Raw genomic sequence first — 15769 nt, forward strand, 5'->3', positions numbered from 1 at the left:
CCGCAATGAGTCCTGAGCCTAGTTGTGTGCGTCAGAGCAGTTTTTGACCCACATTCGGCACCGCGAAATTTCCGCGATATGGACTTTGCTGAGCGCACGATTTTGTTGGCTGGATGGGGAAGCTTGGTTGCTCTGTCTGCCTATCATTTCGCGGTTGACCGCAACCTAGACCTTTGGCCAACCACTGTTGCTATCTTGGCGGCTACACAGCTCGTCAGTTTTTGGGGAACCAAAGCCCCGCTCCGCCCAACTAAAAGCAACTAGGTCAACCTCAATGCTGCAAATCCACCAGTTCCCCTGCCTGTCCGACAACTACGGCTACCTGATCCACGATCCGGTCAGCGAGGAGACCGCCTGCATCGATACCCCCGATGCCGACGCCTACCTGCGGGAGGCGGCGCGGCGGCACTGGCAGATCACCCAGATCTGGAACACCCACTGGCACCCCGACCACGCCGGCGGCAATGCCGCGATCAAGGCGGCGACCGGCTGCACGGTGATCGGCCCGGCCGAAGTGGAGAAACTCGGCAGCGCGCCTGACCGGGTGGTGAAGCATGGCGATGTGGTGATGCTGGGCGAATGGGACGCGGCGGTGATCGACGTCGGCGGGCACACCAACGGCCATATCGCCTATCACCTGCCCGATGCCGATGTGGCGTTCTGCGGCGACGCGCTGTTTGCGCTGGGCTGCGGGCGGATGTTCGAAGGCACGCCGGACCAGTTCTGGGCCAGCCTGTGCCGGCTCAAGGCCCTGCCCTCAGCGACCACGATGTACTGCGCGCACGAATATACCCAGTCCAACGCCCGCTTCGCGCTCCACGCCGATCCAGACAATCCCGAGCTGACCAAATACGCCGAGGCAATTGCCCGCGCCCGCGAAGCCGGTAAGCCGACCGTCCCCTTCGCCCTCGCCCGCGAACTCGCCACCAATCCGTTCCTGCGAGCCGACGACGCCGCGATGCAGGCACGCTGGGGCGGCGGGGACGCAGTGGCGACCTTTGCAGCGCTCAGGGCCGCGAAGGACACGTTCTGAGCCAATGAAGGCCCTCGTCGTTCAAACGCTTTCCCCCGATCTTTCGGGCGTGGAACTTGCCGACCTTCCCGTCCCCTCGCGCGGCCCCGGCGAGGTTCTGGTGCGGATCCGCGCCGCCTCGCTCAATTTTCCCGACCTGCTGATGACCCGCGGCGAGTATCAGCTGAAACCGGACCTGCCATTTACCGCCGGGCTCGAATTCGCTGGCGAAGTGGTGGAGGCCGATGCGGACAGCGGCTTTGCCCCCGGCGACGCGGTCTATGGCGGCAACAAGACCGGAGCCTTTGCCGAATATGCCGTGGTTCCGGCCCGCGCGGTGACGCGCATGCCGCACGGGGTCGGCTTTCCGGCAGCGGCCGCGCTCGGTGCCGCCTATGGCACGGCCTATACCGGCCTGGTCGAGATAGGGGGGCTCAAGGCCGGCCAATGGGTGCTGATCCATGGCGCCAGCGGCGGGGTCGGCCTTGCCGCGGTGGAACTGGCCAAGCGGCTGGGCGCCCACGTGATCGCCACCACCGGCACGCCGGACAAGGTCGACCGCCTGATGGCTGCGAGCCAGGCCGATGCAGTGATCCTGGCCGATGGACGCTTTCGCGAGCAGGTGGCGGAACTGACCGGCGGGGCGCTGTGCGATCTGGTCTACGATCCGGTCGGCGGCGACGTGTTCGATGAAAGCACCCGCTGCGTCGCCTTTGGCGGCAAGCTGCTCGTGATCGGCTTTGCCGGCGGCCGGATTGCCGAGATTTCGACCAACATCCCGCTGATCAAGGGCTTCTCGGTGGTCGGCGTGCGCGCCGGGGAATATGCCCGCCGCTTTCCCGATCGTGGCCGCGCGATCCGCGAAGCCGTCGCCACTCTCGCCGCCGAAGGCCGGCTCAACCCGCACATCGACCGGATCCTGCCGCTGGAGCGGTGGCGCGAAGCCTTTGATGCGATGGCGGGACGCGGGATTGTGGGGAAAGTGGTGCTGGAGCCTTAGGCACTCCCGGTTGGGAAGCCTCCCGAACGAAGAAGGGCGGCCCTTTTGGACCGCCCCTTCCCCCTCTCCAAGCTCTGTAATTCGTTCAGAGGCCGGCGATCGCCTCGTCAACCAGGCCCTTGTCGGCCTTGGCGTCGTGGTTCGCGGCGATCAGCGTGCCGGCGGCACCGGCAGCAGCAGCAGCAGCCTTGGCGCGCAGTTCGTCGATCGCGCCGCGCTCGGCAGCGGCGATCTTGTCTTCGGCCATCTTCTCGCGGCGCTTGATCAGCGCCTTGGTATCTTCGGCGCCCTTGGCGACGATCGCTTCCGCCTCATGCCGGGCATGCTCGATCATCTCGGCCGCTTCCTTTTCGGCTCCGGCGATCTTGTCGGCATATTCCTTGCGCAGCGCCTCGGCCTCGGCACGGAGCGCCTTGGCTTCGTCGAGCTGCTTGCGGATTTCGGCGATAGAGGCATCGAGGCCCGAGGTGATCATCCCCGGAACCTTCTTCCAGACCATCACCAGGATCAACGTGGTCATCGCCAGGGCGACCCACATGCCAGGGGTGATGAAACCGAAAGCGGCGGGTTCGGCGTGGGCCGCACCATGCGCGGCAGCTTCGGCGCCGTGTTCGGCGGCGACGGCCAGCAGGCTCAGATCAAGCATTGAGCGCCTCCTTGACGGCAGCCGAGGCCGCCTTGGCGTCAACCGAAGCACCGGTCAGCCGGGCGACGATATCGCCGGCGGCTTCTGATGCGACGGCTTCGATTTCCTTGAGCGCATCGCTGCGCGCCACTGCAATGCGGGCATCTGCCTCGCTCAGCCGGGCATCGATCTTGGCATTGGCCTTGGCCAGGCTGTTCTCGCTGGCGGCGGCCGCATCAGCCTTGGCCTTGGCGATCAACGCCTGCGCTTCGGAGCGCTGAGCATTGGACTGGACGCGCCAGGCCTCTTCCTGTTCGTCGGCGGCCTTGCGGGCGGCTTCTGCCGCGGCAAGGTCATCGGCGATCTGCTTGTCGCGGGCGTCAACCGTCGCCATCACCTTGGGCACCATGCCCCGGCCGATCACGAAGAAGATGAAGCCGAAGAACACCAGCATCCAGAAGATCTGGCTGGCGTAGGTCGCGGCGAGCTGGGAAATCTGAGGCATTGGTACGTCCGCATCTGCCCGGCCGGCGCCGCCCCGGGTGGGGCGGGCGCGCAGCCGGTCGGTCAGTCAATCGCAGGTCTTAGGCGACGAAGATCAGGATCATCGCGACGACGAACGAGAGCAGGCCCAGAAGTTCGGCGGCGGCGAAGCCGATGAACAGGCGGCCCTGCTGGCCGTCAGCCGCGCCCGGGTTGCGCAGCGCGCTTTCCAGGAACGAACCGAACACGTTACCCACGCCGATGGCGGCCATGCCAGCGCCGATGGCAGCGAGACCAGCACCAATCAGCTTTGCGCTTGCAGGTTCCATTTCAAAAACTCCTTTTTCTCGATAATTCGAATGGTTGGATAGGAAACTTAGTGAAGATTCTCGGCGTCGTTGAGATACAGCGACGTCAGGAGGGCAAAGACGTAGGCCTGGATGCCGGCAACCAGCAGTTCCAGCGCGCAGATCGCGATCATCAGGATGAAGCTGGGCAGGCCAACGACCGTACCCCACAACAGGCCCGAATTGGCGCTGGAGATCACGAACGAGGACAGCACTTCCAGCAGCACGTGCCCGGCCATCATCGCCACGAATAGTCGCAGCGCGAGGCTGAACGGGCGGACCAGGAACGAGATCAGTTCGATGAACGGGATCAGCCACAACAGCCACCACGGCGTACCGTGCGGCACGAACAGCGAGAAGAAGTGCAGGCCATGGCGCCAGAACCCGACGATCAGCACGATCGAAAACGACATGATCGCCAGCACACCGGTGACGGTGAAGTGACTGGTCGGGGTAAAGGGATGGACGCCGACCAGCATCAGGGGCAGCAACCCCAGGAGGTTGGCGAACAGGATGAACATGAAGACCGAGAAGATGTAGGGCACATACTTCTTGCCGGCCGGGCCAATGTTGGCGGCGAGCAGGTTGTCGATGAAGCCGGTAAAGCCTTCGACTGCCATCTGCCAGCGGCCGGGCACCAGCTGGCGCTTCATGCCGCCCATGACGAACAGCGCCAGTGCCACCGTGGTGATTGCCATCCACAGCGCGGAATTGGTGAAGGGGATTGAGTAGCCCGCGATCGACCAGTGATCGGTGCCGAACAACGGCTCGATCGAAAACTGGTGCATGGGATCGACTTTGCCCTGTTCGGCTGCCACGAAACCTGCCTCTTTCAAAATTCGGTCTGATGCCCCCTCGGCGGCGCCCCTAGTCGGGCCGCTGCGAAGCCATCCGGATGATGCTCCTGAAAGCGACGATGATCCCGAGGGCCATCACCACCAACAGACCCCAGGGCGAGGTTCCGGCAAATCGGTCAATGACCCAGCCGATGAACGCACCGCCGCCGATTCCCCCGATCAGTTCGGCCAGAACGCGGTTGCCCATGCGGTAATTCGCATCGGCCTCTGCGCCCGCAGCCGGCTTGTTGCGTTGTTCTTCACGCTCACGCGCGGCTGCCAGCCGCGCTTCGAGCGCATCGATCCGCGCATCATCGCCGATGGGTTCTCGGGCAGGTTTCTCGTCGCTCATGCCTGGCTCCTTTTCAGGGGAAACGGATAGCATGCGCACCGGTCGCCCGCCGAGGGCGCCGCCCCCTTAGCAGGCCCTTCCCCCAAGTCAACCGGGACGAAAAAGCCTCCCCGCAACATGTTGCGGGGAGGCCCGTGATTCGTTGCTTTTGCGCCTGCCTTACGGGCAGCGACTGTCGCGCAGCGGCGGAGCCGCGGTGCGGGTCTGCCACGAGCCGTCGGGTGCCTGGTACTTCTCGCCCACCGCCGTCTTCGAGATCAGCAGACAGCCCGTGGTGAAGGCGTACTGTTCGACCGTGGCATGCTGCTCGGCCGCCTTTTCGGCATAGATCGCACGGCGCTTGATATTGATATCGTCAGCAAGGCGGCGAACTTCCGGGCTGGGCGTCGACGGGTAACCCAGATAGCCGTCGACCTTTTCACCAACCTGGCCGGCCGAGCGGGCGGCAGCATAGGCCGGATCGCGCTGCTGCTGCGCCGAAGCCGCGCCCGAAAGCGTCAGCGCGCCGAGCGTCAGGGCACCAGCCATCGCCGTTAACGGCGAACGTCCGGAAGCAGTAAGGCCAAAAATCTTCAACATGACACGTCCTCAAAAAGCGCCGGAGTTTTCGTCAATCGTCTTGGCGGCATCTGCCGCCAGCCGGTAAACGACCTCCTGCTTGATGTTGATGTTGAGCTCGATCACGATCGGCTTGTCCGGCGCCTTGACCGAGACACAGCCGCCGAGCGCAATAGCGCCGCTCATCAACATTGCCAGCGCGGTTGCCCTGCGCCGGCTCGACCGCCGTTTCCCGGAATGGTTCCCCTGCATGACTGGCAGCATCGCAAGCCGGGCGCGGTTGGTCAATTCGTGACTGCTCATGGACTATTCCTGCTGTCTGAATCCTGAATATCTTCGGATTTTGGGGTCGGCGAAGGCGCCGGGGGCAGCCCATTGGGCTTCATCGGGGGCAAGTCCTTGGGGTCCGGGCTGATCGGCGTACCAGGCTTCCCCACTGGGCGCCCCTGCGCGTCGATCAGCCCAAGACTGCGTGGATCGCGGACATAGGCCGGATCGTAGAGCGACTTGAACGAGGCCACCAGCTGATAGAACGGGGCATTGATGTTGATGTTGAACTGGATCGGCAGCTGACCCAGCTGGCGGGTGATGAAATTCTTCTTCGCGCCTTCGCCCTGACGCACGCCCTCGATCCGCAGGTTGGTGACGATATCCCCGTCGATCTGCCCATCGATCCCAATCTCCATCCGCCGGTAATCAAGGCTGCGCAGCGTCTGGAAGGCGAAATTGCCCATCGCCGACAAGTCCTTGTAGGTCAGCTCTCCAACATAGGAGAGGTTGCCGCCGGGCGGGCGCGAGACCAGCAGGCCATTCTCGATCCGCCCGCCGTTCTCGTCGAATACCAGCGGCAGGGTGCCGTCGAAGAGGCCCGTCGCGCTGATATTGGCCAGTTCGAGCTGCGCCACGAACTTGGCGGCGTTGGCCCCTTCAAGCTTGAGCGTGAAACGCCGGGTTTCGCCCTTGTCGAGCCGGATCCGGGTTGGCAAGAGCTTGAGCTTGCCATCGATGAACGGCCATTCGGCGCCGTTGACCACCATCAGGTAGTCGCGCTCGATCTGGAACGAGAGCGTACCGTCGAATACCTCGATCCCCGGGTTGATCGAGGCCATCGTCACCCGTTGATCCGGTTTGGTGACCAGACCGAGCAAATCGGCGAATTCGACCGTGCCTTTCATCCCCTTGACCGGACCGAAGGCGGCCGCGAAATCGAGCCCGTCGGTGGTAAAGCGCCCGGTGCTGGTCACTCCATCCGGATTCCAGTCGATCCGGCCGTCACCCCAGACCTTGCCCTTGACCAGCGCAACCACCCCGCTGGCGAAGTAGGTCAGTTTGTCGGGCTGCAACTGCCCGTCGAAGACAATTCCCGGCAGTTTGAGATCGGCAAAGCCGCGCGCGGTGGTCAGGTTGTGCTCAAGCGTAGCCAGCACGATCTCGCGGTCGCTGGCCGGCTCGCGCATCATCGCTTCAGCGGTAATTCGGTTGTCGGCCAGATGCAGCCGGGCTTCGCGCGCTACCAGCGGTTCGAACTTGGCGGGTTGGCCCCGATCCGTAACCTTCATGGTCGACTGGCTGAGGTCCAGCACCGATTCCGCAAAACGCAGATCGCCCGCACCTTCGGAAATATCGAGCGGGACGGCGAACAGCTTGACCTCGGCCCCGCTGAACTTGCCGGTGACGACCCTGGCCATGGTGCCGTTGAATGCGGCGACTTTGATCGTGCTTGGCTTGTCGGCCGGACCCATCACGATATCGAGATTGCGTGCCGCCAGTGCACCGGGCCAAGCCGCGCCAATCGCGCCGCTGCGCAGACGGATCGGAGTGGTGCCAAGCGTGCCAGCGAGATCGAGCCCCGAGGTGCCGGCCGCGATCCGCAGCCCGCCCGGCCCGGTTCGGGCGATGGCGCCGCCGGCACCCGGGCACAGGGTCAGCCCTTGTCCACCGACCTTGAGGCTGCCCACGGTCAGCGTGTCGAACGCTACCGGCGTGCAGCGGCGCCAGACGGCCAAGCCGCTCCGCTCCGACCAGTTGCCTTCGATCGGCACACGCAGTCTGCGCACCTCGCCGCCGGGAAGCGGCCCTGAAACCAGCGCGCGACCGGCAAAACCGATCTGCCCGCCGGGAAGCTGGACCACGCGCAGTTCCGGGAGGGCGATCGAGCTGGTCCCGGCGCGATATTCGGCCAGGGCAAAGCGTGCCTCCATCCCGCCGCGACCAGCCCGCTGCGCCACGCCTTCCATCCTCGGCAGGCCCGCGCCGCCGGTCACGAACCAGCCCGAAAAGCGCGGTCCGCCCTTGATCCCCAGCGACAAGCCAAAGCGGCTGACGCCGACCAGCCGGGTCCCGCTGCCGCCAATCAGTTCCGCACTGGGCAAGGTCAATTGGGTGATCCCGCCAGTCTGGCGCAAACTGTAATCGGCCCGGAAGGTGGATCCGCGCTCCTCGCGAGCGATAGCCATACGGAACTGCCGGGCGAGCGGGGCCATCAGGGTCCCCTCCCCCGATTTCTCCAAACCCCCCAGCGTCGGACCCAGCACCGAACCGGTCCGCACCTCGCCGGCGCGGATCTTGCCCTCGCCATCGAACCGGCCAAGATCGTCGCGGCTGCGCAGGGTGCCTTCGATCGCCAGCGTTCCGGCCCCGGCCGATCCCAGATCAACCGAGCGGCCACCGAGGTTATAGCTGGCCACAACATCCCCGTCGGCAAAGGCAAAGTCGCCCTTGGCGGTCACTTCGCGCGCGCTGCTGTCCTGCCAGGCCAATTGGGATCCGGTCAGGCCATAGCGGCCCTTGGCGCGGCTGAAAGTGTCGGACAGTTCGCCATCCAGCTGGACCGCCGCGCCGCGCAGCGTGAGACCGGCGGTGGGGCAATTGAGCGCCTCAAGCCGCAGCGGACCGCTGAAGCTGGGTGCTCCGGCGGAGGTCGTGACCTTGCCGAACAGCGTCGCGCCGTTGGCCTTGCATCCCGATAGCGCCAGCTGCGGCGCAACTGCCGCGATCGTCCCGGCAAAACTGTTGCGGACATTGCCGCGTCCCTCGGCCTTGATCCCGATCACGCCAAGATCGCCGTCGATTCGGGCACGCGCATCGCCCAGCACCAGTTCGAGATCGGGCAGTCCGCTACGCTCGGCAGTGCTTTCCCCGAAAATTACCGAATCGAGCTTGCCGAAGCTGAGCTTGCCGGCACGATAGGTGCCATAGACCCGCACGCCGTCGACTTCGACCCGGCCCAGTACCGGAATGCCGAAGCGCGGCTCGAACACCACCACGGCACGGGCGATGGTCGCATCCGGCCGCTTGGGATCGCCGATCACCACGTTGGTCAGCACCTGCCGGCGCGGGCCGATCGATTCGATCTCGTACGTGCCCGGAATGCCCAGGTCTTCCAGCTGCCCGGCAATGATCGAATTGGCGATCCGCTCTCGCGCCAGCCAGACCACCAGCAGTGCCAGTATCAGCACCACGCCCAGCACCTGAAATCCACGCCGCAGTCTGCTGCGGCGCGAGAGCGGAGCTTCCGCTTCGAGTTCAGGGAGTTCGGCCTCTGGCTCCGGCATAGATGGCTACACTTGCGCGCTTGGCCTGTGAAAGGCAATGGACTGGCAGAGCACTTCCGTCGAAGGGATAGCCCGTTTGGCCGATGAAACGCCTGAAACGTCAAATGGCTCCGGACACCGGGCGCGGCTGCGCGCGCGGCTGTTGAACGGCGGCGATGGCGCGCTGGCCGATTACGAAATGCTCGAATACCTGTTGATGACTGCGATCCCGCGCAGGGACGTGAAACCGCTGGCGAAAAGTCTGCTGACCCGGTTCGGCGGGCTCGCCGCGGTGTTCAATGCCGATCCCACCGCACTGGCGAAACACCCCGGGATGGGTGAAACCAGCGCCGCTGCGATCAAGATCGTCGCGCTCGCCACCCGCCGCCTCGCCCGCACCGGAGTGCAGGACCAGCCGGTGCTGGCCAGCTGGCAGGCGCTGATCGATTATCTGACGGTCGACATGGCGCACCTCAACCACGAACGGGTCCGGGTGCTCTACCTCGATACCCGCAACCGGCTGGTCAGCGACGAATTGCTGTCCGAAGGCTCGCTTGACGAGGCGGCGATCCATCCGCGCGAGGTGGTCAAGAAGGCGCTCGATCTGGGCGCGGCGGCGCTGATCATGGTCCACAACCATCCCTCCGGCTCGCCGGAACCGAGCCGGGCCGACATCCAGATCACCAACAAGATCGCCGAAGCAGCCCGGCTGCTGGGGATCACGCTGCATGACCACGTGATCATCGGCAAGGAAGGCCACGTCAGCCTGCGCGCCAAGGGGCTGGTGTGAAGACGCGTGGCCTTCGACAGGCTCAGGCTGAGCGGTCTTTTGCCGTCGCGCGGCTTTTCCCATGCTCCGCTCGTGCTGAGCCTGTCGAAGCACCATCCACGCCCTCGCGTTTCAAGCCATGTGCGTAGCCGCGATCGCCTGGCGCGCGCATCCGCGCTGGCCGCTGGTCGCGATCGGCAACCGCGACGAGTTTCACGAAAGGCCGACCGCGCCGCTCGCTGAATGGGCCGATGGCCGGATCATCGCCGGGCGCGATCTGCAGGCCGGCGGGACCTGGCTGGGAGTGGCGCAAGGCCGCTTCGGCCTGGTCACCAACCTGCGGGTGCCGGGCTATCCCCGGCCTGAGCTCGCCTCGCGCGGGGCCTTGGTGACCGACTGGCTGCGCGGCAATGCGCCGGCCGAGATCGAAACGATGAACCCGTTCAACCTGTGGCTGGTTGACCAGGAACGGCTGCAGTTCGTCTCCAACCATCCCGTTCCTGAGCATATGGAGCTGGAGGCCGGCATTCACGGCCTGTCCAACGGCGCGCACGGCGACCGCTGGTTCAAGACCGCACGGCTGGAGGCAGCACTGGCGGAATGGTTCGCCACCGATGCAGCGCCGGAAGTCCTGTTCGACGCGCTGGCTGACCGAACCCCGCAATCGGCCGATCCGGAAGATGCGTTCTCATCGGTGTTCATCCGCAATCCGACTTACGGAACGCGTTGTTCGACCGTGGTGCTGGTCGATGCGCAAGGATATGGCCGGATCACCGAGCGCCGCTTCGATGCCTCGGGCGAACGGACCGAAGAAACCGCGCTGCAATTTGGCTGGCCAGTCTAAGTGTACTCCGCCGCCAGCAGGTGCGGCCGCTCCTTCGCCACCTTGATCACCAGTTCGCCGAACAGGCCGTTGACCCAGGCGAACCAGTGGCGGGTGAATTTCGCAGGATCGTCCTTGTCGAAAGCTTCGTGCATGAAGCCGGTGCCGGCGTGGCTATTGCGCAAGGTCTTCAGGCTCCAGGCTATCACCTCGTCGCTGTCACTCGATAGCGCGCGAACGATGATCGACATCGGCCAGACCTGTCCCTCGCCGATATGCGGCCCGCCGATCCCTTCTGCCGCACGGCCGCGGAAGAACCAAGGGTTGGCCTCGCTCCACACCGCGTCGGCGGTGGTCCGCCAAAAAGGATAGTCGGCCGGCAGGCAGCGCAGATAGGCAAGGCCCAGCAGCGAGGGAACGTTGGCATCGTCCATGAACAGGTGGTTGCCATAGCCGTCGGTCTCATAGGCCAGCACCTGCCGCCCATCGGGCAGTTGCATGACGCCATGCGCGAACACCGCCGCCTCAACCTCGGCGGCCAATGCCGTCGCTTCGGCAGCCAGCGCCTCGTCCTTCAGCACCGCGCGGGCCATTTCGGCCAGTTCGCGCAAGGTCGCGACCGCGAACAGGTTGCCGGGAATGTTGCAGGGAAAGGTGCAGGCGTCGTCTGAGGGGCGGAACGCGGAGTGGATCAGGCCGTGCTTTTTGGTCGGCACCCCCACCCCGGCCAGCGTCGTCTCGGTCGGCTGGGTGCTCTGGCGCTGGAACCGGTAGGGACCGGGGCCGGTGAAACGCTGCTGCTCCTTGAAGGTAGCGACAATCGTCTTGGCTGCCTGCACCCAGGTTGCATCAAACGGCTCCACATCGCCGCTGGCCTGCCAATAGTCGTGCGCGAGGCGCAGAACATAGCACAGCGAATCGACCTCCCACTTGCGCTCGGCCACGCCCGGTTTCATTTCGGTCCGGTCCGATTTCGACCAGTGCAGCCCCTCTTTTGAGGCCGGGTCGCGGGTGAAGGCATTGGCATAGGGATCGATCAGCACAGACCGCGCATGACGGCGGATCAGCCCGCGATAGAGTTGCTGCAAATTCTCGTCACCATGCACCAGATGGAGGTACGGTCGCAGCTGCGCCGCCGAATCGCGCAGCCACAGCGCGTCGATATCGCCGGTGATGACAAAGGCATCGGCCTTGCCACCGGCCTGGCCCATGAACACCGTGGTATCGAGCGTGTTGGGAAAACAGTTGCCGAACATCCAGCGCAGTTCGGGGTCCTTGATCAGCCCCGAAACCCGGTCAATCTCCTGCTCCACCGCTTTGCTGACAAATCGGCGCTGGGCCGGGGCGGGACGGTTGGATTGCATTTGTCGGACCTCCTGCGCACGCAGCCCGCGCGGCACAAGCAACGCCGCTGCTCCGGCAGCGAGGAAGGCACGGCGTTGAAATACGGGCGATTGCACTGGAGTCTTGGTGGCTTGTGCAGGGAGCGTTGTCCAGATTTGGTTCGTGCAAATAATCCCTCCCCATCCTCTTTCTCCATGCTAGCCTCCCTCCCAAAGGAGAGCGCCCATGTCCGTCCAGCAGCCCGATGGCATTCATCACATCGCGATCATGTCGGCCAACATGAAAGAGCAGCTGACCTTCTTCACCCAGGTCATGGGCTTCCCGCTGGTTGGACTGTTCGAGATGCACGGGGTGCCGGGCGGCAAGCATGCCTTCCTGCGGATGGATGAAGACAGCTTCTTCTCGGTGGTCGAACTGGCCGGGATCGGCGAAATTCCTTCCACCCTCGGGATCACCCATGCCGGCACCGGGGCGGGCAAGTGTGCTGCCGGGGTGACCCAGCACATTGCCTTCCGCGTGCCCGACGAAGCGGGGCTGATCGCGATGCGCGACCGGATCCGCAGCCACGGCGTCCCCGCGATCGGGCCGATTGGCCACGGCTTCTGCAAGTCGATCTACTTCGCCGGGCCCGAAGGGCTGACACTGGAAGTGAGCTTTGCGGTCAGCAAGGTCGATCCGGCGCGCTGGGTCGATCCAAAGATGCTGGATGATTGCGGCATTACCGACGACGAGGCGCAGGCCATGCTCAACCCTGCTCCCTGCACAACCACCAGCCCGGTCGCGCAGCCAGCCTTTGATCCGGCCAAGCCGCAGCTCGCCTATCCGCCCGAAACGCTCAAAGCGATCCTGGCCGCGCCCGATGCCGCGATCACGATGCAAGGATCCTATGACGAACCACCGGTCGCAGCCTGACGCAGCAATGACAGCAATCGCAGATCAGGGTTATGCACTACTGCCCGGTGCGGTTCCGCCCGAACTGGTCGAGGCAGCGCGCGCGGCGTTCGAGGCGGGCTACCTTCCCCCGGACCAGTGGCCCGTCCCGCGCGATCCCGAATGGCGGCTGGCCCAGGTCGATCTCGATCCGGCGGTCCAGGCAATCTGCCACTTGCCGGCCGTGCTGGAGCAGGTCGGCGCGCTGATCGAGGCGCCATTTTTCCTGATGCAGATCGACGGGCGCGATCCCCGGCCCGGCAACAGGTGCCAGCCGCTGCACCGCGACGCGCCGGGGGCGGAGCATCCCTTCGCCATCGCGATGGTCTTTCTCGATGATTACGGCCCGGACAACGGCGCGACGCAGCTTGTCCCCGCCACCCACCGCGGCAGCGATGACGGTGAAGCCATGGTGCTGGCGGGCCGGGCCGGGGACATCGCCGTGCTCGATGCCAACTTGCTCCACGGCGGCACCAGCAACACCAGCGGTGCCCCGCGGCGTTCGCTGCTGATCACCTGGGCCGATACCCGGCTGCGCGAGGAACTGGTCACAACCGAGAAACTGCGCGGCGTGCGGATGGATACCGGCGAAGTGTTCGTGCCGACAGCCTGAAATTGATCACTACTCGCGCCTGAAAAACGGACTCGGCCTTGTCCGATTTCGCTTGCCTTACAATCCGGCTTCGTCACTATCCGTTGGAATAACGGAGAAATTGAAGTGTCCGCGCTACTGGCCCCGGAGAACACGCCTTTCGCGGTTTCCTTGGCGATATTGGTCCTGCTGGTCCTCGTTCAGGTTATTGGACTCGGCCACATTGTCCCGGACCCCGATTTCGATTCGGACGTACCAGGTGGGCACGCCGACCTTGGCGGCGGACTTGCCAGCCTGTTCGGTTTTGGCCGGGTTCCTCTGATTGTCTGGCTTTCCTGCTTCCTCGCCTGCTTCGGCCTGCTCGGTCTTTCGCTGCAGGAACTGTTCGCCGGACTCTTCGGCGCGCCTTTCGCGGCTCCGGCCGCCAGCGGCGCGGCGCTGATGGCGGCGGTGCCGGCCAATGCCGTGATCACGCGGCTGCTGGGAGCAGTCTGGCCGAGTGATGAGACCACGGCAGTGCCGATCGACGCCTTGGTGGGCTGCCGGGGCAGCATTGCGGTTGGCCGGGCCAGCCGCGGCAATCCTGCCCGCGCCGTGGTTCGCGATATCCACGGGCAGATGCACAACGTGATGGTTGAGCCTCACCACGACAATGCCGCTTTCGGCGAAGGGGAAGAAGTGTTCCTTGTTCGCCGTGAGGGGGAAATTTTCTACGCGCTTGATGGCCAAGGGCCGATCAAGCTGACTGACTGACAGAGGACAATATGGAACTTGAACGCCTTGGTACGATCGGCATCTATGCGGGCACCGGCCTTGCCGTCCTGCTGATCATCGCCTTCACAATCACCCGGCTCTATCGCCGCGCAACCAAGGAAGTCGGCTTCGTCCGCACCGGGTTTGGCGGCGAAAAGGTCGTGATCAACGGCGGGGCACTGGTCCTGCCCGTGCTGCACGAAACCATGCCAGTCAACATGAACACGGTGCGGCTGGCGGTGGAGCGCAAGAACACCGACGCATTGATCACGCTCGACCGTCTGCGGATCGACGTGAAAGCCGAATTCTACGTCCGGGTCCGCCCGGATGCCAATGCCATCGCCATGGCCGCGCAGACGCTGGGTCAGCGGACGATGAATCCCGAACTGCTGAAGGACCTGGTCGAAGGGAAATTCGTCGACGCGTTGCGTTCGGTCGCGGCGGGAATGACGATGAACCAGCTCCACGAACAGCGCGCCGACTTCGTCCAGAAAGTGCAGCAGGTATCTTCGAACGACTTGGCGATGAACGGGCTGGAGCTCGAATCGGTCTCGTTGACCGGGCTCGACCAGACCAGCATCGAGCATTTCAACGCCAACAACGCCTTCGACGCCGAAGGCTTGACCAAGCTGACCGAGCAGATCGAACTGCGCCGCAAGGCCCGCAACGATATCGAGCAGGATACCCGGGTCCAGATCGAGCAGAAAAACCTCTCGGCCTCGCAGCAATCGTTCCAGATCGCCCGCGATAACGAGTTTGCCCGGCTGGAGCAGGAGCGCGAGATTGAAATGCGCCGGGCCGAGCAGGCAGCCGAAGTCGCCCGCGAGCAGGCCAAGCGCAACCAGGAGGCTGAGGCCGCGCGGATCGAAGCCAAGAAAATGGTCGACAGCCAGCAGATCGAGGCGGACCGTGCCGTTCAGGAAGCCAAGATCGCGCAGGAACAGGCAATCGAAATCGCCCGCCAGGAGCAGCAGATCGCGGTCCAGAACAAGAGCCGCGAGGAAAGCCAGGCCAAGGCCGAGGCTGACGAGGCTCGGGCCAAGTCGGCGGCTGCCGAAGAACAGGTCACCACTGCCCGCGAAACCGAGATCGCCGAGCGCCACAAGAGCATCGAACTGATCGAAGCGGCCAAAGCGGCCGAGCGCGACGCGATCAAGGTAAAGGTCGAAGCCCAGGCCGAAAAGGAGGCCGCCGCCAACCGCGCCGAGGCGGTGCGGATGGAGGCCGAAGGTGCGGCCGAAGCCGAAAAGCTGCGCGCCGAAGCAAACCGGGTCCGCTTCGAAGTCGAAGCCGCCGGGCAGCGCGCGATCAACGAGGCGGCCAACCTGCTCTCGTCCGACCAGATGTCGCTACAGACCAAGATGGCGCTGCTCAAGGTCCTGCCCGAACTGGTCCGCGAAAGCGCCCGCCCGCTTGAGGCGATCGATTCGATCAAGATCGTCCAGGTCGATGGTTTGACCCAGAACGGCGGGACGAAGGGCGCCGGCGGGGCTGCACCGGCGGGAAACGGCAATCTCGCCAGTGATGCGCTCTCGGCAGCACTAACCTACCGGGCGCAGGCCCCGATCATCGACGGCCTTATGAAAGAGCTGGGGCTTGATGGTGGTTCAATCGAAGGTCTGGTTCGCCAGGCCAACAGCGAACAGCCAGGTGCGGCTGCCGAGCCGACCAAGACGGTGCGCAAAGCGAAATCGACCGGGGCATCGTCTACGCCGGCAGAAGAAGAGGAGTGATCGGAACCGCCGGTGTCGTGATTACGATTGCGGCACCGGTGATCCTTGGCGGCAGATGCTTGCCTTTGCTCCACCCGCA

General features: G+C 64.7%; 17 protein-coding genes. 8 read left to right on the top strand and 9 right to left on the bottom strand.

Annotated features, from left to right (window positions below; translation table 11 throughout):
* The first annotated feature begins 274 nt into the window (after positions 1 to 274).
* Both gloB and B2V17_RS05850 read left to right on the top strand, forming a co-directional pair.
* Complete coding sequence (gloB, locus tag B2V17_RS05845) at positions 275 to 1033, top strand: hydroxyacylglutathione hydrolase (protein WP_292996158.1); 759 nt, start codon at positions 275 to 277, stop codon at positions 1031 to 1033.
* Positions 1034 to 1037: 4 nt separating this feature from the next.
* Complete coding sequence (locus tag B2V17_RS05850) at positions 1038 to 2012, top strand: NADPH:quinone oxidoreductase family protein (RefSeq protein ID WP_292996160.1); 975 nt, start codon at positions 1038 to 1040, stop codon at positions 2010 to 2012.
* Between the two features lie 85 nt (positions 2013 to 2097).
* On the opposite strand, the gene B2V17_RS05855 is transcribed toward B2V17_RS05850, so the two are convergent.
* From B2V17_RS05855 to B2V17_RS05890, 8 genes are all read right to left on the bottom strand, one after another.
* Positions 2098 to 2658, bottom strand: a complete 561-nt coding sequence (locus B2V17_RS05855) for a hypothetical protein (protein WP_292996162.1) — start codon at positions 2656 to 2658, stop codon at positions 2098 to 2100.
* Entirely contained in the window at positions 2651 to 3142 is a 492-nt protein-coding gene (locus B2V17_RS05860) for an ATPase (protein WP_292996164.1), read from the bottom strand. The genes B2V17_RS05855 and B2V17_RS05860 overlap by 8 nt, the downstream gene beginning before the upstream one ends.
* A 79-nt stretch (positions 3143 to 3221) precedes the next feature.
* On the bottom strand, positions 3222 to 3449 hold the full coding sequence (locus B2V17_RS05865) for a F0F1 ATP synthase subunit C (protein ID WP_054122335.1): 228 nt from the start codon (positions 3447 to 3449) through the stop codon (positions 3222 to 3224).
* Between the two features lie 47 nt (positions 3450 to 3496).
* Positions 3497 to 4255, bottom strand: coding sequence for a F0F1 ATP synthase subunit A (locus tag B2V17_RS05870; RefSeq protein ID WP_292996270.1), 759 nt, complete (start codon positions 4253 to 4255; stop codon positions 3497 to 3499).
* A 79-nt stretch (positions 4256 to 4334) separates the two neighbouring features.
* Positions 4335 to 4655 carry an AtpZ/AtpI family protein gene (locus B2V17_RS05875; protein ID WP_292996166.1) on the bottom strand — a complete coding sequence of 107 codons (321 nt, stop codon included), beginning with the start codon at positions 4653 to 4655 and terminating at the stop codon, positions 4335 to 4337.
* A gap of 159 nt (positions 4656 to 4814) precedes the next feature.
* Complete coding sequence (locus tag B2V17_RS05880) at positions 4815 to 5234, bottom strand: YdbL family protein (RefSeq protein ID WP_292996168.1); 420 nt, start codon at positions 5232 to 5234, stop codon at positions 4815 to 4817.
* 9 nt (positions 5235 to 5243) lie between these two features.
* Complete coding sequence (locus tag B2V17_RS05885) at positions 5244 to 5501, bottom strand: YnbE family lipoprotein (protein WP_292996170.1); 258 nt, start codon at positions 5499 to 5501, stop codon at positions 5244 to 5246.
* Between the two features lie 11 nt (positions 5502 to 5512).
* Positions 5513 to 8767, bottom strand: coding sequence for a YdbH domain-containing protein (locus B2V17_RS05890; RefSeq protein WP_292996172.1), 3255 nt, complete (start codon positions 8765 to 8767; stop codon positions 5513 to 5515).
* A gap of 76 nt (positions 8768 to 8843) precedes the next feature.
* Between B2V17_RS05890 and radC the strand changes: the two genes are divergently transcribed.
* Positions 8844 to 9536 (top strand): RadC family protein, encoded by a 693-nt coding sequence (gene radC / locus B2V17_RS05895; protein ID WP_292996174.1) that lies wholly within the window; start codon positions 8844 to 8846, stop codon positions 9534 to 9536.
* Positions 9537 to 9654: 118 nt separating this feature from the next.
* On the top strand, positions 9655 to 10359 hold the full coding sequence (locus B2V17_RS05900) for an NRDE family protein (RefSeq protein ID WP_292996176.1): 705 nt from the start codon (positions 9655 to 9657) through the stop codon (positions 10357 to 10359).
* Here the strand turns inward: B2V17_RS05900 and B2V17_RS05905 are convergent.
* Positions 10356 to 11702: a glycoside hydrolase family 125 protein gene (locus B2V17_RS05905; protein ID WP_292996178.1), complete on the bottom strand. Its 1347-nt coding sequence runs from the start codon at positions 11700 to 11702 to the stop codon at positions 10356 to 10358. The two genes, B2V17_RS05900 and B2V17_RS05905, sit on opposite strands and share 4 nt — an antisense overlap.
* A 205-nt stretch (positions 11703 to 11907) precedes the next feature.
* Here B2V17_RS05905 and B2V17_RS05910 point away from each other — a divergent pair, with 205 nt between their 5' ends.
* The 4 genes from B2V17_RS05910 to B2V17_RS05925 all read left to right on the top strand — a co-directional run bounded on the left by B2V17_RS05910 (position 11908) and on the right by B2V17_RS05925 (position 15690).
* On the top strand, positions 11908 to 12594 hold the full coding sequence (locus B2V17_RS05910; RefSeq protein ID WP_292996180.1) for a VOC family protein: 687 nt from the start codon (positions 11908 to 11910) through the stop codon (positions 12592 to 12594).
* Positions 12595 to 12601: 7 nt separating this feature from the next.
* The gene (locus tag B2V17_RS05915) at positions 12602 to 13225 is read left to right on the top strand and encodes a phytanoyl-CoA dioxygenase family protein (RefSeq protein ID WP_292996182.1); all 624 of its coding nucleotides are present in this window, start codon (positions 12602 to 12604) and stop codon (positions 13223 to 13225) included.
* Between the two features lie 105 nt (positions 13226 to 13330).
* Complete coding sequence (locus B2V17_RS05920) at positions 13331 to 13957, top strand: OB-fold-containig protein (RefSeq protein ID WP_292996184.1); 627 nt, start codon at positions 13331 to 13333, stop codon at positions 13955 to 13957.
* Between the two features lie 11 nt (positions 13958 to 13968).
* A complete protein-coding gene (locus B2V17_RS05925; protein WP_292996186.1) occupies positions 13969 to 15690 on the top strand; it encodes a flotillin family protein in 1722 nt (573 codons plus the stop codon).
* Positions 15691 to 15769 lie beyond the last annotated feature (79 nt).

It is taken from the genome of Novosphingobium sp. UBA6272, assembly GCF_002440635.1.
In the GTDB taxonomy this organism is placed as follows: domain Bacteria; phylum Pseudomonadota; class Alphaproteobacteria; order Sphingomonadales; family Sphingomonadaceae; genus Novosphingobium.